Source organism: Desertimonas flava (assembly GCF_003426815.1).
Lineage (GTDB): Bacteria > Actinomycetota > Acidimicrobiia > Acidimicrobiales > Ilumatobacteraceae > Desertimonas > Desertimonas flava.
Window position 1 is genome coordinate 60,694 of the sequence record NZ_QKYK01000007.1, and the last position, 21,548, is coordinate 82,241.

General features: G+C 69.5%; 9 protein-coding genes. All 9 read left to right on the forward strand.

Translation table 11 applies throughout. From position 1 onward, the window contains the following. The first annotated feature begins 40 nt into the window (after positions 1–40). The 9 genes from DN771_RS10545 (at position 41) to DN771_RS10585 (ending at position 21,542) form a co-directional block, all read left to right on the forward strand. On the forward strand, positions 41–1,741 hold the full coding sequence (locus tag DN771_RS10545) for a PDDEXK-like family protein (RefSeq protein WP_116997333.1): 1,701 nt from the start codon (positions 41–43) through the stop codon (positions 1,739–1,741). 241 nt (positions 1,742–1,982) lie between these two features. Further along, positions 1,983–2,627, forward strand: a complete 645-nt coding sequence (locus DN771_RS10550) for an AbiU2 domain-containing protein (RefSeq protein WP_162941791.1) — start codon at positions 1,983–1,985, stop codon at positions 2,625–2,627. A gap of 81 nt (positions 2,628–2,708) precedes the next feature. Next, on the forward strand, positions 2,709–7,007 hold the full coding sequence (pglW, locus tag DN771_RS10555) for a BREX system serine/threonine kinase PglW (protein WP_116997335.1): 4,299 nt from the start codon (positions 2,709–2,711) through the stop codon (positions 7,005–7,007). Next, complete coding sequence (gene pglX / locus DN771_RS10560) at positions 7,004–10,522, forward strand: BREX-2 system adenine-specific DNA-methyltransferase PglX (RefSeq protein WP_116997336.1); 3,519 nt, start codon at positions 7,004–7,006, stop codon at positions 10,520–10,522. Before pglW ends, pglX begins: the two co-directional genes overlap by 4 nt. A gap of 93 nt (positions 10,523–10,615) precedes the next feature. Next, positions 10,616–11,779, forward strand: a complete 1,164-nt coding sequence (locus tag DN771_RS10565; RefSeq protein ID WP_116997337.1) for an ATP-binding protein — start codon at positions 10,616–10,618, stop codon at positions 11,777–11,779. Further along, the gene (locus DN771_RS10570; RefSeq protein WP_116997338.1) at positions 11,776–15,462 is read left to right on the forward strand and encodes a BREX-2 system ATPase PglY family protein; all 3,687 of its coding nucleotides are present in this window, start codon (positions 11,776–11,778) and stop codon (positions 15,460–15,462) included. The genes DN771_RS10565 and DN771_RS10570 overlap by 4 nt, the downstream gene beginning before the upstream one ends. Next, a complete protein-coding gene (pglZ, locus tag DN771_RS10575) occupies positions 15,452–18,088 on the forward strand; it encodes a BREX-2 system phosphatase PglZ (RefSeq protein ID WP_116997339.1) in 2,637 nt (878 codons plus the stop codon). Before DN771_RS10570 ends, pglZ begins: the two co-directional genes overlap by 11 nt. Further along, entirely contained in the window at positions 18,085–19,404 is a 1,320-nt protein-coding gene (brxD, locus tag DN771_RS10580; protein ID WP_116997340.1) for a BREX system ATP-binding protein BrxD, read from the forward strand. Before pglZ ends, brxD begins: the two co-directional genes overlap by 4 nt. Then, entirely contained in the window at positions 19,401–21,542 is a 2,142-nt protein-coding gene (locus DN771_RS10585; RefSeq protein ID WP_205528529.1) for a DEAD/DEAH box helicase, read from the forward strand. Before brxD ends, DN771_RS10585 begins: the two co-directional genes overlap by 4 nt. The last annotated feature ends 6 nt before the right edge of the window (positions 21,543–21,548 follow it).

Below are 21,548 nucleotides of genomic sequence, written 5' to 3' on the forward strand. Positions count from 1 at the left end.
CAGTGCGCAGACCTCGTCGCCACGAACGCAACGTAGAGGTATGACGGTGCACGACGATCCTTCAGATGGTGCGACGACCGAGGTCGCGGCGATCTGCGACGCTCTGCAGGCCAACCCGCTCTTCCACCTATCGCTCAACTCGAAGGAACTGTTCCACTCGAACCTGCTCGCCTGGCTGTTCGAGACTCACCCCGCAGCGGCCGCGGAGGCTCTGGCCGGGCTGGTGCCGGCCGGCCCGGTGACCGAGCCACGAGTGCAACGTGAGAAGAACCACCTCGACCTCGCCGTCGAACTCCCCGGTCGCGCTCCGTTCGTCATCGAGAACAAGGTGTTCTCCCCACCTGACGAAGAGCAACTCGACAGGTACACCTCGGGCGCCCTCGCGGGGCTCGTCGACCCGACGCTCATCCTGCTGAGCCTCGGCTCTCCGGACTGGCCAAGTGGCACGCACACAACCCGCGGCGACGATCCTCACGAGTGGAAGTTCGTCTCGTATCTCGACCTCGCCGGTGCCCTGGCGCGAGTCCCACACGCGATCGGCGGTTTCGATGGCGAGCTCGTTCGCTACTACGTGACGTTCATTCGAGACCTGCACCGTCTCGCGTCGACCGTCGGTGAGGTGTCCGGCGACGAGCCGGTCGCGCTGTACGGCGAGTCCGGCCGCCTTCTCCGTTCGATCCGCATGCACGATGCGATCAGCAAGCTCCGAGCCCGATCAGCGATCGCCTCTGCCCGTGCGCACAGCCGCGCCCTGCTGGGCGATCTCCCGATCAGGTGGGAGGCCCTCTACACGAACGCTGCGCCGTTGAACGCTGCGTTCCTCGACAAGGGCGATGGCGATTGGCTCGGCTGGCAGTACCAGGGCGGGCAATGGCGCGTCGTCGTGATCACCAATCGCTTCTACGGCACCGATCCGGACGATCGAGCGAGTCGCCACGCGTACGTCGCCGACCGCTATGCGAAGTGGTTCGACTTCGAGCCGCTTCTCGAACTCACCGGTCGGCCGATCGATGACGTTCCGAGGACCGAAGCCGAGGGCGAATATCTCGGCTACAACCCCGACTTCGTGTACCGCTACCGCCAGGCCCACGATCTGACGCTCAACGAGTTGACGGCACTCTCCCACCACTACCTCGTCGCTGCGGCGCGGTGGGAGCTCCCGACGGACTCCGACAGACCAGCGCATGTCATTGGAACGGTCGGCGCCACGCCACAGTCGCCCGAGGCCGACAAACCTCGGGACGGACAGCCTGCGACTGATGTCGACGCCGCCCTGGCGCAGTGGGGCGGCTACGACGGGTTCACCGAGGGGCGTGCCCTGACGCATCGTGTAATCGAGCTGCTGGAGTCCCATCTCGGGCCACTGACCGAGTGCTGGGTCCCGCCGTCGTCGGCCTACGTCGGCTTCCGGTTCGAACGGTTGAGGTCGATGGCAATGGCCGCCAACTGGGGCTACCTGTGGATCACGAACCCAGCGGTGGAGCTGATGCGAAGTGACGGGCTGGACCCGCTGGAGGTCTTCCAGGAGGCGCGGCTGCCGACGGACCCCACCTGGAACGACGGCCTCAGCGTCTGGACGACGCGAGGACTTCGCGATCGGACCGCTCGGCAGCGGAACCCACGCCCGGCCGGCCGGAAGTGCGGCGACCCAGCCTGCATGGGTGCTCACATCCCGCAGCCGACCGAGGAGTGCGAATACTGCGGTGGAGCCCTCCAGGATGCCGACGACGACCGCTCGTGACATCCGCTCAGACAGGGATCACGACATCAGACCGCTCGGTTGCTGACACGTGCCGTGTACCACCGGTCACACTCTGCGACCTCGGCCGGACTCCCGGCCCGTGGTGAACGGGCCTGAGGGCAATCCCCGGAGCCGATGACGGCCGGCATGACGGCCGAGGGCCTCCAGCCCGCCACCTCGACATCGATGACGAACTTCCTCACAGGCCCCATCACGATGTGCGACGGAGGAAGGTGCCGTCATGCGAGTTGAGAAGTGGAAGCGATGGCTGAGGGAAATCGAGTTGGACGTAATCGCGCTGCATCACGATCGGGTGCTGTGGCGTACGCTCGACGCCGCACTGAGCCGTCGCGACGAGTCAGAGTTCTTCCGCCGCCACTACATGCGGCTCTACGTGGCGTCGGCCGCGATGTGCGTACGCCGTCTGGTCTTCTCAGGCACCGACTCGAAGTCGATCTCGCTCGTGCGCCTACTCCGCGAGCTTGCAGATGATCCCGGCCACCTCACTGCCGCCCGCCACCGCCAGCTGTTCGAGGATGTCGCGATGGGGCCCGACTACGGCGAGAAGCGCTTCGAGGCCGAATGGGGTGACGGCCACGGGCATCTCGCTGTCGACCGAGTCGAGTCGGATCTCGCGTCCCTCGAACGCCTGGCCGAGGCTGTAAAGCTGGTCGCCGACCGCACGATCGCTCACCTCGATCGACGCGGCATCGGCGACGAACGGCCCACGTTCGCCCAGCTCGACGCGGCCATCGACGAGATCGGCCGGATCTTCGTCAAGTACCACGAGCTCATCGACGGGTCATCGATCGTCCACTTGGAGCCAGTCGTGCAGGGCGACTGGAAGGCACCGTTCCGGGCGGCAGTCTTCGGTGCGGACGAGTGACGGGCCGCGTTGACGGTTGCGCTGCCGATCCGCCCTACAGTGGCGTCGTCGTGAGCGGTCGAGAGCTGGTGGGCTGAGGGAGTGGAACCTCCGTTGTGGAGCGAAGGGGCGTCGCCGTGGCCGCACGAGCGCGAGGCGTTGGCGTTCGTTCGCACGCGACTGCCCGACTTCGAACCGTATCGGGCGTGGTCCAACGTCGAGTTCATCGCCGAGGACGGCAGTGTCAACGAGGTCGACCTGCTGGCGATCACCCCACGTGGCTTCCTCCTCGTCGAGATCAAGTCGTTCCCCGGCGTGCTCACGGGCGACGGCCAACGTTGGCGTCACCGCTGGCCAGACGGGGGGGAACGATTCCTCGATCACCCGCTGATCCTGGCCAACACGAAGGCGAAGCGGCTGAAGTCGCTGCTCTCCCGACAGCGGCCGTTCGCCAAGGAACGCGTCCCGTTCGTAACGGCGCTCGTGTTCCTGTCGTCGGCTGACCTCGAGTGCAACCTCCACAACGTCGGCCGGACGGGCGTCGCCGTGCGCGACGCCGACCCGGGCGCGCCGCCTCCTGTCGATCGGGGGTTTGGCGTCTTGCCTGGCATCATCCAGGCGCTCAAGGATCCGTCGGCCGCCGGGCTTCGGGCTGGCGCGATCAACAAGCCGATGTCCAAGCGGATCGCTGAGGCCATCGAGCAAGCCGGCATCAAGCCGGCGAATCGGGGGCGCACGGCGGGCGACTGGGAACTGCGCGATCTGCTCGACGAGGGGCCGGGTTGGCAGGACTTCGATGCCCGGCGTCCCAAGCTGGGCGCCACTCGCCGAGCGCGCGTCTACCTCGCTGGGGCAGCTACCACAGCGGACGAGGAGGCTCGGCTGCGCCGCGAGGCCGAGCGCGAGTTCAAGCTGCTCGAACAGCTCGATCATCAGCACATCGCCGGCGCGCGGGACTTCGTCCAGGCCGATCGCGGGCCCGCTGTGCTCTTCGACCGCGTCGAGGGCGAGCAGCGGCTCGACTTGTGGGCGCCCGAGCACGTGCGAAGTCTCCCCCTCGACGCGCGAGTCGCCCTGATCCGTCAGGTTGCCGAAGCGCTCGCCTACGCACACTCGCGACGGATCACGCATCGCTTGCTCACCGCCCGCAGCATCCTCGTCCGCCCCAGCGGCACGGCGTTCGACGAGCCGATGCTGCTCGTCGGCCATTGGCAGGCCGGCGCTCGCGAGCTGGCGACGCACCTCACGACCCACGACACGACCGCGACCGAGCTGGGTGGCGAGCTCGCCGAACGCCTGGTCAGCGACGAGCAGATCTATCTGGCCCCCGAGACGTTCACGGCCGATGACCCTGACCCGGTGGCGCTCGACGTCTTCTCACTCGGCTCGCTCGCCCACCTGCTCCTCACGGGCTCGCCTCCGGCCGCCGATGTCGCCGCGCGCGACGCGGCGCTCGCCGACCACGGCGGACTCGCCATCGACGCCGCGATCGACGGCCTGCCCGACGAGCTGCGCATGTTCGTCTCGGTCGCCACCGACCCCCAGCCCGCCAACCGCGCTCCCGTGAGCGAGCTGTTGTCGTTGCTCGACGACACGCTGGAGACGCTCACGGCGCCCGACGACGTCGAGGAAGTCGACGAGGACGACCGCGGCACCGACCCTGTCGCCGCCAACAAGGGCGACCGGCTCGAGGGCGGCTGGGAAGTCAAGCAGCGGCTGGGCTCCGGCTCGACCGCCGTCGCCCTGTTGTGTGAGCGGCCGGGGAGCACCGAGCCCGAGGTGCTCAAGGTCGCCAAGGACGAGGACTTCGCCGAGCGGCTCCGCGACGAGGCGCGAGCGCTCGAGCGCCTCCACCACCCTGGCATCGTGAAGGTTCACGCCGTCGAGCGCATCGGCGGCCGGACCACGCTGCGCATGGAGCCCGCCGGTGACCCCGACGGCGTCGCCGGCCTCACGCTCGCCGACCGCCTCAACGCTCAGGGCCGGATCGGTCTCGACCTCCTCGAGCGCTTCGGCGAGGACCTGCTCGACGCTGTCGACTACCTCGGCACGATGGGGGTCGCCCATCGCGACATCAAGCCCGACAACCTGGGCGTGCGGCCCCGGCGTGGCGATCGCAGTCTGCACCTCGTGCTGTTCGACTTCTCGCTGACCCAGACGCCCGACACCAGCATCGGCGCCGGCACGCGCGGCTATCTCGACCCGTTTCTCGCCGAGCGGCCGGGCAAACGGTGGGATCCCGCCGCCGAGCGCTACGCAGCCGCGGTCACGCTGTACGAGATGGCCACCGGCACTCGCCCGCGCTGGGGTGACGGCCGCACCGATCCGCTCCAGCTCGCCGACGAGGTTCCCCACGTCGACCCCGAGCTCTTCGACCCGTCGGTGCGGGAGCGGCTCGTCGCCTTCTTCGAGCGTTCGCTGCACCGCAGACCCGGGCATCGATACGACACCGCCGGCGACATGCGCAAGGCGTGGCGGGCCGCCTTCGCCGACGCCGCTCGCGGCGTCACGTCCGCCGATGCGACCGGTGCCGACCCCGAAACGCTGGCCCACCTCACCGCTGCCGCGACACCGTCGACACCCGTCGCCGAGCTGGGCCTGTCGGGCATCGCACTCAGTGTTCTCGACCAGCGCGGCATCGGCACGGTCGACCAGCTCCTCTCCATGTCGGCACTCGACTGGAACCGGGCGACCGGCGTCGGACTTCGCGTGCGGCGCGAGGTGCTCGAGGTCACCGGCCTGCTCCGGAGTCACGTCGAGGTCGAGCCCGATGCGTCGGACGCCAACGCCAGCATCGACCGCATCGCCGGGACGCTTGTGCCCAAGCCGACCACACCCCAGGCCGTCGCCGACGGACCTCGCCTCACGTACCTGCTCGGGCTCGGCGCGCCCGATCAACTCGAACGTGACGCGTCCAGTTCGCCCTGGCCCAGCGCCGCCGAAGTACGAGCACTGTTCGAACTGGATCGCGAGGCCTTCGACGAACTGCTCCGTCGGGCGCGCGAGCGCTGGGCGCGAGAGAAGCTGCTCACGCCCGTGCGCAACGACATCGGCGCGCTGCTCGAACGCTCGGGCGGCGTGCTTCCCGGTGACGAGATCGCCGAAGCACTGCTGGCTCGCCGCGGGTCGACCGCCACCGGCGCCGACCGCCTGGCTCGGGCCCGTGCGGTCGTGCGGGCCGCCCTGGAGACGGAGTCCGAGCGCAAGCAGCGCTTCACGTGGCGCCGCCTCGGCGGTGGCTCGGTGGTCGTCGCCTTGCGAACCGACGAGCTCGTCGCCGAGGAGCTGGCCGACTACGCCGGGAGCCTCGGCGCACTTGCCGACCAGCTGGCCGCAAGCGAACCACTCCCCACGCCCACCGCCGTGCTCGACCGGCTCCGCGCCGTTCCCCCGCCGGCTGGCCTGGCCGCGCTTCCTGATGCCCGACTCGCCCGACTGGCGGGGGCCGCGTCGGCAACGGCCGCGGTGTCGAGCCGCTTCGAGATCTACACACGCGGGCTCGCCCCCGAACGGGCCCTGCGTCTCGCCCGGGCCGCGCTCCTGGGAGCCGGGACGCTCAGCGAGGACGAGGTCCGCTCTCGGGTGCGTACGCGTCTGCCCGAGGCAGCACCCCTTCCGCCGCGACCCGAGCTCGACCGACTGCTCCTCGACGTGCTCGGACTGGAATGGTTCGACGGCGGCGCGGCCGCCGGCGGTGCGACGCTGCCGCCGGGCTATCGCATCCCACCGCCTTCGGCTGCGGTGGCGTCGACGGCGTTCGGCCACTCCGGTCTCCGGCACCGCACCGGAACCGTCGCCACCGCGCCCGACGAAGCCCGCGCTGCTGCCGAGGCGGCCGACGATCGCCTCGCCCGGCACGCCGAACACGGCGGCTACCTGGTGCTCACCGTCGCTCCGCGCCTACAACGGCGGGCGATCGAACAACTCGACCACTACGACCCCACCATCGTCGATCTCGACCGCTGGCTCGTCGACTCCCTTCGCGCCACGGCTGAGGCGAAACGAGTGGGATGGGCGGCGGTCGACGCCGCCGACGCAGGTGGGCCCGACGGCCCACGATGGACCAATCTCACGCTGCTCGTGCGCGACGCTCTGGCGCCGTTGACCGACCAGCTGCTCGCCGAGCACGAGCACGTGCTCTTGACGCATCCGGGGCTGCTCGGACGCTACGACCAGCTCGGCGTGCTCGACGTGCTTCGCGAACGGCTGCGCCGACCGGCGGCGGAGCAGCGGCTGCGGACGATGTGGGTGCTCGTCGCCACGACCGACCCGGACGCGCCGCCCACCGTCGACGGCCGGGCCGTGCCGATCACCACGCTGGCTGAACACATGTCGCTGCCGACGCCGTGGCTGGAGAATCTGCATCGCACCGAGCCGGTCGGTGCCGGGGAGGGACGATGATCGACAGTGGCCGCCTGCTCGCCGACACGCGATCGCTCGTGCGAGCGCTCGTCGACGACCTGCGCACCAACGCTGACGCCGAAACGGTCAAGGAGGAGTACGCCGCGGCGAAGGCCGCCGGTCGCACGGCACTCCCGCAGCCACAGTGGGCCGAGGGGCTCTACGCCCAGGTCGCCGTGTCGTGGGTGCTCGGCGTCGTGTTCGTGCGCTTCTGCGAGGACAACGGACTCGTCGCCGACGCCCTGATCTCCGGTCCTGGCAACCGCCGCCAGCTCGCCCGCGATCAGCGGGCGGCCTACCTCCATGATCACCCGGCGCAGGACGACCGCGACTGGCTGCGTCACGTGTTCAGCCACTACCGCGAACTGCCGGCGACGGGCGACGTGTTCGGCGATCACAACCCGCTGTGGCTCCTCGAGCCATCTGCCGACGGCGCCCGCGAACTGCTCGGCCTGTTCCAACGCATCGATCCCGACACCGGTGAGATCACCCACGACTTCACCGACCCTGCGTGGTCGACCCGCTTCCTCGGCGACCTCTACCAGGACCTCTCCGACCACGCCAAGAAGCAGTTCGCCCTGCTCCAGACGCCCGAGTTCGTGGAGGAGTTCATCCTCGACCGCACCCTCGAACCGGCCATCGCCACCTTCGGTCTCGCCGACACGACCCTGATCGACCCCACCTGCGGCTCGGGCCACTTCCTCCTCGGCGCCTTCCACCGCCTCGTCGCCAGGTGGGCCGACGCCGAACCGTCCACCAACCCACGCGAGCGCGTGCGCCGTGCACTCGCCGCCGTCGCCGGCGTCGACGTCAACCCCTTCGCCGTGGCCATCGCCCGCTTCCGTCTCCTCGTCGCCGCCATGAAAGCCGCTGGCGACCAGCGTCTCAGGGACGCGCCGACCTACCCCCTCAACGTCGCCGTCGGCGACTCCCTCCTCCACGGCGCCACCACCGGTGAACTCGATGTCCACAACGAGATCTCTGCCGCTCGCCACGGCTACGCCACCGAAGACCTCGAACTGGCGAGCGATCTGCTCTCGCAGGAGTACGCGGCGGTCGTCGGCAACCCGCCCTACATCGTCGCCCAGGACCCGGCGCTCAACCAGCTCTACCGCACCCGCTACAAGTCGTGCCGCGGCAAGTACTCGCTCGGCATCCCGTTCACCGAGCGCTTCTGGCAGCTCGCTCGCTCGTCACCCACAGATCGCGAACGGGCCGGCTACATCGGCCTGATCACGACCAACGCGTTCATGAAGCGCGAGTCGGGCAAGAACCTCATCGAGAAGTGGCTGCCCCAGCATGACCTCACCCACATGATCGACACGAGCGGCGCCTACATCCCAGGCCACGGCACGCCGACGGTCATTCTCTTCGGCCGCAGTCGATCGCCCGTGAGCGCTGACATCCGTGCGGTCCTCGGCATTCGCGGCGAGCCGTCCACGCCAGCCGAACCGGCCAAAGGATTGGTGTGGACGAGCATCACCGAGCAGCTCGACCAAACCGGGAGCCAGACCGAGTTCGTCAGCGTCGTCGACATGGAACGCCAACGTCTCCACCACCACCCCTGGAGCATCGGCGGCGGCGGCGCTGCCGAATTGAAGGAGCGGCTGGATGGGGCTGGTGCCGCGAAGCTCGGAACCCGTGCTGACAGTATCGGCATCACCTCGTTTACTTTGGAAGACGATGCGTTTCTGCTCGACGCACGAGGTGCCGCCAGAGATGGCGTGAGCCCGACCCGCCCCATGGTCGAAGGTGAGCGAATTCGTGACTGGGGTCTCGGAGCCTGCGCGCTAGCTACTTTCCCGTACGACGCAGACTTGCGGCCAATCGGTGACGCTCTTGCTCCTCCGACGGCTAGGCACCTCTGGCCTCGAAAGACTTTGCTCGAGAACAACAAGATGTTCGGTGGCGTCACCAAGGTCGACTCTGGTCTGCACTGGACCGAGTTCGGCCGGTTGACCACCGGAAAGTTGCGCACGCCGTTGTCGATTGCGTTTGCGTTTGTGGCGACGCACAACCACTTTGTGCTCGATCGTGGCGGGAAGGTGTTCAACCGTTCGGCGCCGGTGATCAAGCTGCCCGAGGGGGCGTCGGAGGCGGCGCACCTCGAGCTGCTCGGCGTGCTCAACAGTTCGACGGCCTGCTTCTGGATGAAGCAGGTCTTCCATAACAAGGGCAGCACGGTCGATACACAGGGCGCACGACAGACGACTGACGCATTCGAGAACTTCTACGAGTTCGACGGCACCAAACTGCAAGCTTTTCCACTCCCACGGTCGCTTCCACTCCACACGGCCGCGGCACTCGATCACGACGCCCAGAAGCTGAGCGCAGCCAGTCCGGCGACGGTCGCACGCGATGAGGTGCCGACGCCCGCCCGGCTGGCGGACGCCGGCGAGCAGTACCACCACACGCTCGCTCGAATGATCGGGTTGCAGGAGCAGCTCGATTGGGAGGTGTACCGGCTCTACGGGCTCGTCGACGACGACCTCACGTTGCCCGGTGGTGAGCCTCCGCTGGCGCTCGGCGAGCGGGCCTTTGAGATCGTGTTGGCCCGCAAGGTGGCTGCGGGCGAGGAGTCGACGACGTGGTTCGCCCGCCACCGCTCGACGCCGATCACCGAGCTTCCTGCCCACTGGTCGCCGGAGTACCGGGCGCTCGTCGAGCGTCGCATCGCGGTGATCGAGTCGAACCCCGAGATCGCCCTGATCGAGCGGCCGGAGTACAAGCGGCGGTGGAACACGGTGCCGTGGGAGGAGCAGCAGGCCGCGGCGCTCAAGGACTGGCTGCTCGACCGGTTGGAGTCGGCCGAGTACTGGTCGTCGGGGCAGGTGCTCTCGACGGCGCAGCTCGCCGACCGGGTGCGCAGTGACGGCGACTTCATGACCGTGGCCCGGTTGTTTGCGGGCCGTGACGACGTCGACGTCGGGCCGCTCGTCGCCGAGCTCGTCAAGGCCGAGGCGGTTCCATATCTCGCTGCGTTGCGCCACACCGAGTCGGGGTTGCGAAAGCGGGCCGAATGGGAACACACCTGGGCGTTGCAGCGACGCGAGGACGCCGGCGAGGACGTCGGTGACATCCCGGTGCCGCCGAAGTACACCAAGGCGGACTTCACGGGCGTGGCGTGGACTCATCGCGGCAAGCTCGACGTGCCCAAGGAGCGCTTCGTGTCGTATCCCGGTGCCGAGCGCACCAACGACCCGTCGCTTGTCGTCGGCTGGGCGGGCTGGGATCACCTGCAGCGTGCTCGCGCCTTGGCGACGCACTACCTCGCGGCCAAGGGTGCCGGCCGCGACGCCGAGCAGCTCACGCCGTTGCTCGCCGGCCTGGCCGAGCTGGTGCCCTGGCTGCTCCAGTGGTACGACGAGCCGAACGCCGACCCAGCCCTCGACCGCCCCGGCAGCCAGATCAAGGCCCTCGTCGACAGCGAGCTGCGCACGCTCCAGCTCACCGCGACCGATCTCCTGGCGTGGCGTCCGGCCGCTCCTGCTCGCGGCCGGCGCCGGTCGACATGATGCGCTCTCGGCTCCAAGCGGGCCAGCACGCCGAGTTGACAGTACTTATCCCGGGAGAGATAAGACGCATAAGCCGCAGTAAGGTCCGTTGAGATGGATGAGCTCGACAACCCCTACCGGCCGGGCGCCGGGACCCGTCCGCCGGCGCTGATCGGCCGCGACGGTTTGATCGACGGCTTCGGTGTGACCGTGCGGAGAGCGCTCGACGGCCGACCCGGCAAGAGCTACATGCCGATCGGGCTGCGAGGTGTGGGCAAGACCGTGCTGCTCAACCGGTTCACCGAGATCGCCACCCACGAAGGCATGCAGGTCGCCTACATCGAGGCGCCCGAAACGGGCGACTTCCGGACGTTGCTCGCGAGCCGGCTGCGCAAAATCCTCTTGGAGCTCAGCGCGGGAGGGCCAGCGAGGCGTTCGATCACGAAGGCGCTGCGCGCGCTGCGGTCGTTCACCTACCAGCTTCCCGACGGCAGCTCGATCGCGGTGAACGTCGATCCCCTCGTGGGAACGGCAGACTCCGGAATCCTGTCCGAGGACCTCACCGATCTGCTGGTCGCCGTGGGCGACGCCGTCGCCGAAGCTGGCAGCGGGGCACTTCTCGCCATCGACGAGGTGCAGTACCTCAGCGGCGACGAGCTGGCCGGACTCATCACCGCGATCCACCGCACGAGTCAACTCGACCTGCCGGTGGTGCTCGTCGGTGCCGGCCTTCCCCAGCTGCCGGGCCTGGCCGGCGACGCCAAGTCATACGCGGAGCGGCTCTTCGACTTTCCGGCGATCGGGTCGCTCAGCGCCGACGACGCCGCGGCCGCCGTGCAGATCCCCGCCAACGAGCTCGACGTGGAGTTCGCCGACGGCGCCATCGAAGCGATCATCGCCGAGTCGCACGGCTACCCATACTTCCTCCAGGAGTGGGGCTACCACGTGTGGAACCTCGCCGTCGGCACCCCGATCACACGCGACGACGTGCTCGCGGCGAAGCCGTCGGTCATCGACCAGCTCGATCGCAACTTCTTCCTCGTCCGCCTCGACCGTCTGACGCCCAAGGAAAAGGACTACCTGCGGGCCATGGCGCAGCTCGGCCCCGGACCCCACCGTTCGGGCGACGTCGCCGCGCGCCTCGGCGTCCGCGTCGAGTCGGTCGCCCCCCGCCGCTCGGGATTGATCGCCAAGGGGATGATCTACAGTCCAGCCCACGGAGACACCGCCTTCACAGTGCCGCTCTTCGACGAGTTCTTGACGAGGACCCTGCCATGACGCTGATCCGCGAGCTCATCGACATCCCCGAACGGGTCCACAAGTCCGACTTCGTCATCAGCTTGCGCTCGGCGATCGAAGACCCCGACCGCACGATCGCCGACTACGTGGTCACCGACCAACTCGTCGAGTCGTTCGACAAAGCGCTGTCGCTCGTCACCACGGCCACGGCCGAGACGAAGAGCAAGAGCAGCTACCTGCACGCCAGCTTCGGTGCGGGCAAGTCGGCGTTCATGGCCGTCCTGCACCTGCTCCTGCAGGGGCACCCGGCCGCACGCGCCAAGCCCGAACTGGCCCCGCTCGTCGCCAAGTACGCGCCTCGTGTCGAGGGACGCACGTTCCTCCTCGTGCCCTACCAGGCGATCGGGTCCAACTCGCTCGAACAGATCGTCCTCGGCGGCTACGTGGAGTACGTCCGCGAGCTGCACCCCGAGGCCGTCCTCCCGGCGGTCTACGTCGCCGACGGCATCCTTGCCGACGCCGTCGTCAAGCGCGCCGACCTCGGCGACGACGCCTTCTTCCGCGTGCTCTCGGCCGGCGCCGGCGACGACGAGTGGGGCGACTATGGCGCCGGCTGGGATGCCGCCCGGTTCGAGGCAGCCCTCGACGCCGCCCCCGGCTCCTCCGAGCGCGACGCGCTCGTCGGCGCCCTCCTGGCCACGCACTACCGCCCGGTTCCCGGTCAGGCGGCCGCATCGGGCGAGGGGTTCGTGCCGATCGACGACGGGCTGGAGGCGATCAGCCGCCACGCCAAGAGCCTCGGCTACGACACCGTGGTCATGTTTCTCGACGAACTCGTGCTGTGGCTGGCCTCGCGCATGGGCGACGTCGCCTTCGTCAGTCGCGAGGGCGCCAAGTTCGTCAAGCTCGTCGAGGGTGATGACGCCCAGCGGCCGGCACCGATCGTGGGCATCATCGCCCGCCAGCGAGCGTTGCGGGAACTTGTCGGCGACAACGTGCCCGGTCTGCAGTCCGACGTGGCGGCCGAGGTGCTGCGCCATTCGGAGGGGCGCTTCGACACGATCACGCTGGAAGACCGCAACCTCCCCGAGATCGCGTCGAAGCGCTTGCTGCGGCCTCGGTCGACGGCCGCGGAGCAACAGCTCGACGACACGTTCGCGGCGCTGCGTCAGCAGCTCGACGAGCGCGGAGAGCGCGACGTCCTGCTCACCGATAGCGGCGATCTCATTGCCTTCCGCAAGCTGTACCCGTTCTCACCGGCGCTCGTCGACGCGCTCGTCGCCCTGTCCAGCGCCATGCAACGAGAGCGCACCGCCCTCAAGGTGATGCTGCAGCTACTCGTCGACAACCGCGACCGTCTCGAGGTCGGCCAGCTCATCCCCCTCGGTGACCTCTTCGACGCCATCAACTCCGGTGACGAACCACTCACCGAGGTGATGCGGGCGCAGTTCGCCCAGGCCCGGCGGCTGTGGACCCAGCGCTTCGAGCCGATGCTCCTGCGCAACCACGATCTCCGTGCCGACGAGGTCGACGGGCTCGCTGCGACCCACGGGTTCGTCACCGACAGCCGGCTGGTCAAGTCGTTGTTGATCGCAGCTCTCGTGCCCGAAGTCGGGCCACTGCGCAACCTCACCGTCAGCCGACTGACCGCACTCAACGCGGGCATCGTCCGGGCGTTCATCCCCGGCACCGAACGCCAGCAAGTTCTCGACAAGCTGCGCGCCTGGCAGTCAGAGGTCGGCGAGCTGCGTCTCGACGGTGACGAGCAGGATCCCACCGTGACCGTGGTGCTCCAGGGCATCGACACCGCGCCGATCCTCGATGCCGCGAAAGCCGTCGACAGTCCCGGCGAGCGCGCGCGCCGTGTCCGCGAGTTGCTCTCCGAGGCGCTCGCGGTCAAGGGGGCCGATCAGCTCGAGCCCTACTTCGAGGTTGAGTGGCGCGGGTTCGTGCGGCGTGTCGACGTGCTGTTCGCCAACGTGCGTGACACATCCGACGTCCCCGACGAAGTACTGCGAGCCGGACAGCACCCGAAGCTCATCGTCGACTTTCCGTGGGATGACGGCTACGGGCCGGCCGACGACCGCGCCCGCGTCGACGACTACCGGCGCGAACGACCGCCCGAGTGGACGGCGGTGTGGCTGCCGAACTTCTTCACCGATCAGACGTCGCAACTCCTCGGCAAGCTCGTTCGCCTCGACCACGTGCTGCGCGGCGACAACTTCGATCGTTTGGCCGGCCACCTCAGCGCCAGCGACCGCCCGCTCGCGCGGAGCCAACTGGCCAACGAGCAGAACGCCGTGCGCAGCCGCCTGCTCAGCATCATCGACCAGGCCTATGGGGTTGCGCCCACCCAGGCCGGCACCGTCGACGAGCAACTGACGACCGGCGAGCACATCTACTCGCTCGACGCCGGCCTGGCGATCCGACCCCCGGCCGCCACCAGCCTGCGGGGATGGGCCGAGGAGATTTCCGACCGACTCTTCGAACACCGCTTCCCCAAGCACCCGAAGTTCACCGAGAAGGTGAGTGGGGCTGACCTGCGCAACACGTACGCCCAGATGGTCGCCGCCTTCGGGGAGCCGGGCGGACGCTTGGAGAACGTCGATGCCGCGATGCGCCGCGTGCTCACGCGGGTCGCCGGCCCGCTCGACCTCGGGACGATGTACGCCGCCCACTTCGTCGCCGATCCACAGCCGTGGATCGACCTCATCGATCGGCGACGAGCCGAGACGTCGACCCTCACGCCGACGGTGGCGACCGTACGAGCCTGGCTCGACGGCGCCGAGACCCCGTCCGACCGACGCGGCCTGAACTGGGACACCGCCGATCTCGTGCTGCTGTGCTACGCCGCCAAGACGGACCGCTCGCTCGTCGACGGTGGGCGCCCGGTCACCAAGCCACAGATCGGCCAGCTCCGTCCCGAGTGGGAACTGCACCAACAACAGCTCCCGACCGATGGCGTGTGGACCGCGGCGCTGGCGCGAGCCCGCGACTTGGGCATCGTCCCGGCAGCGACCCTGCGCACCGCCACGGCCGCCGCCGACCTCAACGACCGGATCCTGCGCGACCTCATCGCCGAGCACGGCCCCGCCGTCCACGAGCTGCCGACCCTTCTGCTGACGCTGTCGCCGCTCGCCGACGTCGAAGGCAGCGCCCGGCTCGCCACGGCAAGAGCCGCCGAACGACTCGTTGCCGACGTGACCCGACACCCGGAACAGGCGATCGAACTGCTCGCCGACCTGGCCGTGCCGGGCACCGTCGCCGCACTGGGCACGTCGATCAAGCAGGCGGCGGCGGTCGGCGCGGCGCTTCGAGGCTACAACGTCGACCTCGTTCGCCAGGCCACGACGCTCGACGGCGACCTCGCGTCAGACGCTGCCGCGTTGCAGGCCCGCATCGCCACCGCCATCACCGCCGAGGAGCTCACCACCGGACTCGTCGAGGCGTTGCGGCAGGCGCAGGCGGCAGCCACCGACCTCATCCGTCGACGCCTCGTCGGCGCGGCAACGGAGCGTTCGCCGTCGCCCGCTCCCACCAGTGCCACGACCTCGACGCCTCCGGCGCCCCCGGTGGGTGAAACGGCCGATCAACGACGCGTGCGCGTCCGGAGCGAGGTCGAGGCCGAACTGACCCGGCAGGCGACTCGCCTGCGCGACGAGACGGGCCAGGCACTGACGTGGACGATCACCGACTCCCCCCCGAACGGCGATGACGCCTGACGTCCAGCAGATCCAGGCGCTGGCAGCGACCGTCTCGCCCGACAGTGTCGCCCTGGCCGTCCGCGCCGAGCCGACGTGGACGGGGCCGGAGATCATCGACACGGGCCGGCGGCCGATCCGGGTGAAGGCCTGCGCCTCACCGCTCGCCGTTCGCGCCGCGGTCGCCGACGCCGAGTCGGCCGGCAGTGGCGAACTGCTGGCGGTGATCACGCCCTGCGGCGACCACGAGCTCGGACACGACCTGCTCGCCCGGCTGGCCAAGCACCGCGTCCTTCCTGTCGACCCGTTCGCGGCAGTCCTCGGACTCTTTCGCGCCGAGGTGCTCGATCCGGCACTCGCACGCGAGGACCGCTGGCTCGTCGACGAGCTGATCTCCGTCGCGCCGCCTGGCGGCTGGCCGTTCGACGGGCTCGTCGGCGGAGTACTCGATCGGGACACGGCCTGGGAGGTGTGGCACGAGGCGCGCTTTGGTGGCCTCGCGCAGCCCGAGACGCTCGACGACGTGCTGGTCGCGGCGGCCACGCCGATGATCGGATCGGCGCTCGCAGGGCTACCCGTGGAGCAACGACAGAAGGTCGCCGCTCGCTGGGCGGGCGGCGTGGCGCCAACGGATGTGCTCGTCGAGCTGGCTGCGACCGGCCGCAGCACCGACGTCATCGCCCTCGGCTTCGTCGCTGGCGCGTTGCACGCCGCAACCACCGACCCCGGCCTGGCTCGCCAGCAGCGAGACGCTCGAATCCGATTCGAGCCGCTGCTCGGGCGCGACCGACTCGCGGCCGCGTCGGCGGCGGCCTGGGCGAAGGCGGCAACGGCGTACGTCGGCGACGACGAGACGCGACTGGCATTCTGCGACCGAGCACAGGCGTTGCTGGATGAGCACGCCGCAGGTGATCTGGCCGTGCTCTCCGACGCTCTGCCGGCAGGATTCGACCTCCGCCTCGGACGCGTCGCCGCGGCGGTCGCCGCGGACGACGCGGTCGCTGCGACGGAAGGGTTGGAGTGGCTGTCGGGCCACCGTCTCGGTTCGACGCGGCGCCGGCGGACGTTGACAGCAGCCGCGGCCGTTCGGGCGGTTCGTCGCGGGCAGCGAAGTCGTAGCGGTTCTCGATTTGCCGATCTCGCTCGCGACTACACCGTCGACGGCGCATGGGTCGACGAGGTGCGACGACTCCTCGCCGACGGCGACCAGCTCGCCACCGTGGCGACGGCGTACGAACGGGTCTGCCGCCGCCTCGACGACGAACGCCGGGCGGGCGACATGGCGTTTGCCACGGCGTTGGAAGCGTGGGCCCGCATCGAACCGGTCGCCAGCGACGATGTCGTGCCCGTGGAGAGAATCCTCGATGAGATCGTGGCTCCCGTCGCTCGCGACGCACCCGTCCTGCTCATCGTCTCCGACGGCACCAGCCTTGCCGTGGCCAACGAGCTGCTGCGCGAGCTGCGCAACGAGCAGTGGCTGCTCGCCGCCCCCGCCGATCGAACGGCGTGGCCGACGGGCGTCGCCATGCTGCCGACGATCACCGAAGTCAGCCGCGCCTCGCTGCTCTCGGGCCGACGCGTCGACGGGGCCCAGCAGGTCGAGCGCGATGGGTTCACCCGCCACGCCGCACTGCGGGCGGCATCGCCGGCCACCCGACCGCCGGTTCTGTTCCACAAGGGTCAGCTCGTGGGGGCGAGCGGATGGACGCTCGCCGAGGACGTGCAGCGCCAGATCGCCGATCCCGAACAGCGCATCGTCGGCGTGGTCCTCAACGCCGTCGACGACCATCTCAGTCGCGGCCAGCAGCTTCAGATCGAGTGGGGGCTCGAGACGTTTCGTCCGCTCGGGGCGCTCCTCGACGCCGCCCACGAAGGCGGGCGGGTCGTCATCATGACGGCCGATCACGGCCACGTCATCCATGGCGCAGGAGCGGTCTCACGGCCGGCGGGGGCGGGCCAGGGCGAACGGTGGCGGACCTCGCCGCCGGCTCCCGCAGACGACGAGCTCGAGTTCACGGGGCCGAGAGTCCTCAAGGGCGGCCGGGTCGTCCTGCCCGTCGACGAGCGCGTCCGCTACGGAGGCCACAAGCACGGCTACCACGGCGGAGCGACCCCCCAAGAGGTGCTCGTGCCGATTGCCGTGCTGGCCCGAACGCTCCCCGACGGGTGGCACTACCTTCCCGTCCGAGCCCCAGATTGGTGGACCGGCACGAGCGATTCGCCCGACGCTCCCCCGCCATCCGCGGTGCCGGTACCGTCCCGGTCGGACAGCGCCGCGCCGACCTTGTTCGAGGAAGCCAGTCCCAGCACCCCCGCGGACGCCCCTCGAACGTGGCTCGATGTGCTCGTGTCGTCGTCCGCGTTCACCTCTCGCGTCGACGGGATGAAGCCTCGTCCGATGCCGACCGAGCGGATCGCCAGATACCTCGCCGCCATCGTCACCAACGGGGGATCGATCCCCCTCGAAGTGTTGGCCCGAATCGTCAACGAGCCGCGCGACCAGCTGCGGATGGCGTTGACGCTCGTCCAGCGGCTCGTCAACATCGACGGCGCCGAAGTCCTCGCTGTCCGTGCCGACGGATCCGTTCAGACCGTCGTGCTCAACGCGGCACTGCTCGCCACCCAGTTCGGGGTCGACGGTCCGTGATCTCTCCGCACCGCCGGCGAGAGATCATCGACGCCCTCCGCCGGGGGACCGTGCCCCAGCAGGGCTTGGACGCCCTCGCCGTGGGGACCGAGCGCTACGCCACGGCGATCGGCGACGAGCTGGACGGCGTGGCCGCCGGCGGTGCCGGCTTCAAGGCGGTTCGGGGAGAGTGGGGCTCGGGCAAGACGTTCACCGTTCGATGGATCGCCGAGTTGGCGCGGTCACGAGGATTCGCGACCGCCGAGGTGCAGATCAGCGAAGGCGAAACCCCGCTGCACCACCTCGAGACCGTGTACCGCCGGCTCTGCGAGCGGCTGACGACGTCCGACTCGCCGAGCGGTACGGCGCTGCAGACGGTCGTCGACTCGTGGTTCTATGCCCTCCACGACGACGTCGTGTCGTCGGGCTCGGTCGCGACGGACGACTCCGCCTCGCTGCTCGACGCGAGCACGACGCTGGCCGAGCAGCGCCTCGGCGACGTCGCCCGACGGGCGCCCGCCCTGGCCGCAGTGTTGCGCGCCTACCGTCAAGCGCTCGCCGACAACCGCGTCGCCGACGCCCAGGGCCTGCTCGCGTGGCTCGGCGGCCAACCGCACGTCGCCGCGTCCATCAAGCGCACCGCCGGCATACGCGGGGACCTCGACCACGACGGCGCCCTGGCCTTCCTCGGCGGCCTGCTCACCATCCTCCGCGGCGCCGGCTACAGCGGCCTCGTCCTCGTGCTCGACGAGGTGGAGACGTTGCAGCGGGTCCGGCGCGACACCCGTGACCGCGCCCTCAACGCGATGCGGCAGCTGATCGACGAGGTCGACCAGGGACGGTTCCCTGGCCTCTACCTCATGATCACCGGAACGCCGGCGTTCTTCGACGGTCCGCAGGGCGCGTCCCGGTTGCCGCCCCTGGCTCAGCGCCTGCACACCGACTTCACCACCGAGGCCCGATTCGACAACCCGCGGGCGGTGCAGCTCCGCCTGCCGGGGTTCGACCTCAGCGCCCTCGTCGAGGTCGGCGGGCGAGTGCGCGACCTGTATGCGGCCGGGGCGTCCGACCCGGAACGGATCCGACGCGTGTGTGACGACGAGTACGTCAGAATCCTCGCCCAAGCGGTGACCGGCGATCTCGGCGGGCGCGTCGGTGTGGCGCCGAGGCTGTTCCTCAAGAAGCTCGTCGGAGACGTGCTCGACCGCGTCGATCAGTTCGCCGAGTTCGACCCCCGCGCCGACTACGAACTGACCGTCGTCGACGGTGAGCTCAGCGACGTCGAGCGAAACGCGCGTGCCGCAGCGTCGGTCGACGAGATCGACCTCGACCTGTGACCGACGGGGCCGACGACGCCCTGGCGGCATTCGGCCGACTCGACCCGGCGCTGCAGCATCACATCGTCAACAGCCTCGGCTGGCGGGGCCTGCGCCCGCTCCAGGCGGAGACGATCGCGCCGATCCTCGCCGGCGATCACGTACTCGCCATGGCTCCCACCGCCGGCGGCAAGACCGAGGCGGCCGTGTTCCCCGTGTTGTCGCGGATGCTCACCGAGGACTGGCGCGGCCTGACCGTGCTCTATCTCTGCCCGCTGCGCGCGCTCCTCAACAATCTCCACGTCCGGCTCGAGGGCTATGCGTCGCTCGTCGGCCGCAGCGTCGGTCTGTGGCACGGCGACGTCGGTCAGACCGCTCGCGGCCGGTTGCTCCGCGAACCACCTGACCTGTTGCTCACGACGCCCGAGTCCTTGGAAGCGATGCTCGTGTCCCCGAAGGTCGACAACACAGCGTGGTTCGGCCGGCTGCAGACCGTCGTCGTCGACGAGGCCCACGCCTTCGTTGGCGACGATCGCGGCTGGCACCTACTCGCGTTGTTGACTCGCTTGGCCCGCGTGGCCGGGCGTGAGGTCCAGCGAATCGCTCTGTCGGCGACGATCGGGAACCCCGACGACGTGCTCGATTGGTTGACGACCGCGTGCCGTTCGCCCCGCCATGTGATCAACCCACCTGCGCCGGATGCGAGCGCGCCCGACGTCACACTCGACTATGTCGGCAACCTGTCCAACGCGGCGACGGTGATCTCCCGACTGCATCGCGGCGCCAAGCGGCTCGTGTTCGTCGACAGCCGCGCCCGCGCCGAAAAGCTCGCCGCCGAATTGCGGCAGCGGGAAGTCGAGACCTTCGTATCGCACGGCTCCCTCGGTCTCGACGAACGGCGACGGTCGGAGCAGGCCTTCGCCGAAGCGCGCGATTGCGTCATCGTCGCCACGTCCACACTGGAGTTGGGGATCGACGTCGGCGACCTCGACCACGTGCTGCAGATCGACGCCCCGCCAACGGTCGCGGCGTTCCTCCAACGCCTCGGCCGCTCTGGCCGGCGCCCGGGCACCACGCGCAACATGACGGTGCTCACGACGTCTGAGGACGCGCTGACTCTTGCCGCCGCCGTGCTACTGCGCTGGGAGCAAGGCTTCGTCGAGCCGACGATCGCCCCACCGTTGCCGTTACACATCTTCGGCCAGCAACTTCTCGCACTCGCCCTGCAGGAGGGAGAGATCGGGACCCATACGTGGCGGGAGTGGCTCGGCGCACCCCTCGTGTTCGGGTCGGCCGTTGACCAACACACCGACGCGGTCGTGGCATTCCTCGTCCAGCGCGGCTACCTGGTCGACACCGGCGGCGGGATGCTGTCGATCGGGCGCCGGACCGAGGAGGAGTTCGGCCGCCGTCACTTCATGGAGCTGCTCGCCGTGTTCAGCGCTCCACCGTTGTTTGCTGTCTTGCACGGACGCCTGGAGCTCGGCCACGTGCCGGACGAAGTGCTGCTCGTCGCTCCCCCGGGAGGCGACCGCAGTCAACGAGTGCTGTTGCTCGGCGGGCGCAGCTGGCGGGTGACGAGCATCGACTGGCGCCGACGGGTGATCCACGTCGAACCCTCCGACGAGCGAGGCACCGCCCGCTGGACCGGCGGCTCGGCTCCGTTGAGTGCGGATCTAGCGGGAGGAGTGCGCGACGTGCTGGGCGGGGCCGACCCCGTGGCCGTGACGCTCAGCGCCCGTGCTCGAGATGCGCTGGGCTCTGCACGCGACGCGTCCCGCTGGGTGCGACCCACCGGTACCACACTGGTGCGCGACGGCGACAAGGTGAGGTGGTGGACGTTCGCCGGCCAGCGCGCCAACACGACGCTGGCAAGTGCGCTCTCGGACCTGCGGCGGGGTTCGAGGTCCTTCGACGCTCTATCGATCGCCCTAGACGACGGCGTCGATGCGGCCACCCTGAAGGCGGCGCTGCTCGCGATCGATCCGGACGACGTGAGCCTCAGTGCTGCCGTCAGCGAGGCGGCCGCAACAAATCTCAAATTCGCCGACTGCCTCCCGCCCGACCTGGTGCAATCTGTCGTCACACATCGCTGGAGCGACCCGACGAGCGTTCGTGCCGCATGCCGCGACGCCGTGACGACGTATGTCGGACGATGACGCGGT

Excerpts from the sequence above, each read along its gene's own strand:
- DN771_RS10545 (WP_116997333.1), top strand. The coding sequence starts at position 41 with ATGACGGTGCACGACGATCCTTCAGATGGTGCGACGACCGAGGTCGCG.
- DN771_RS10565 (WP_116997337.1), top strand. The coding sequence starts at position 10,616 with ATGGATGAGCTCGACAACCCCTACCGGCCGGGCGCCGGGACCCGTCCG.
- DN771_RS10570 (WP_116997338.1), top strand. The coding sequence starts at position 11,776 with ATGACGCTGATCCGCGAGCTCATCGACATCCCCGAACGGGTCCACAAG.
- pglZ (WP_116997339.1), top strand. The coding sequence starts at position 15,452 with ATGACGCCTGACGTCCAGCAGATCCAGGCGCTGGCAGCGACCGTCTCG.
- DN771_RS10550 (WP_162941791.1), top strand. The coding sequence starts at position 1,983 with ATGCGAGTTGAGAAGTGGAAGCGATGGCTGAGGGAAATCGAGTTGGAC.
- pglX (WP_116997336.1), top strand. The coding sequence starts at position 7,004 with ATGATCGACAGTGGCCGCCTGCTCGCCGACACGCGATCGCTCGTGCGA.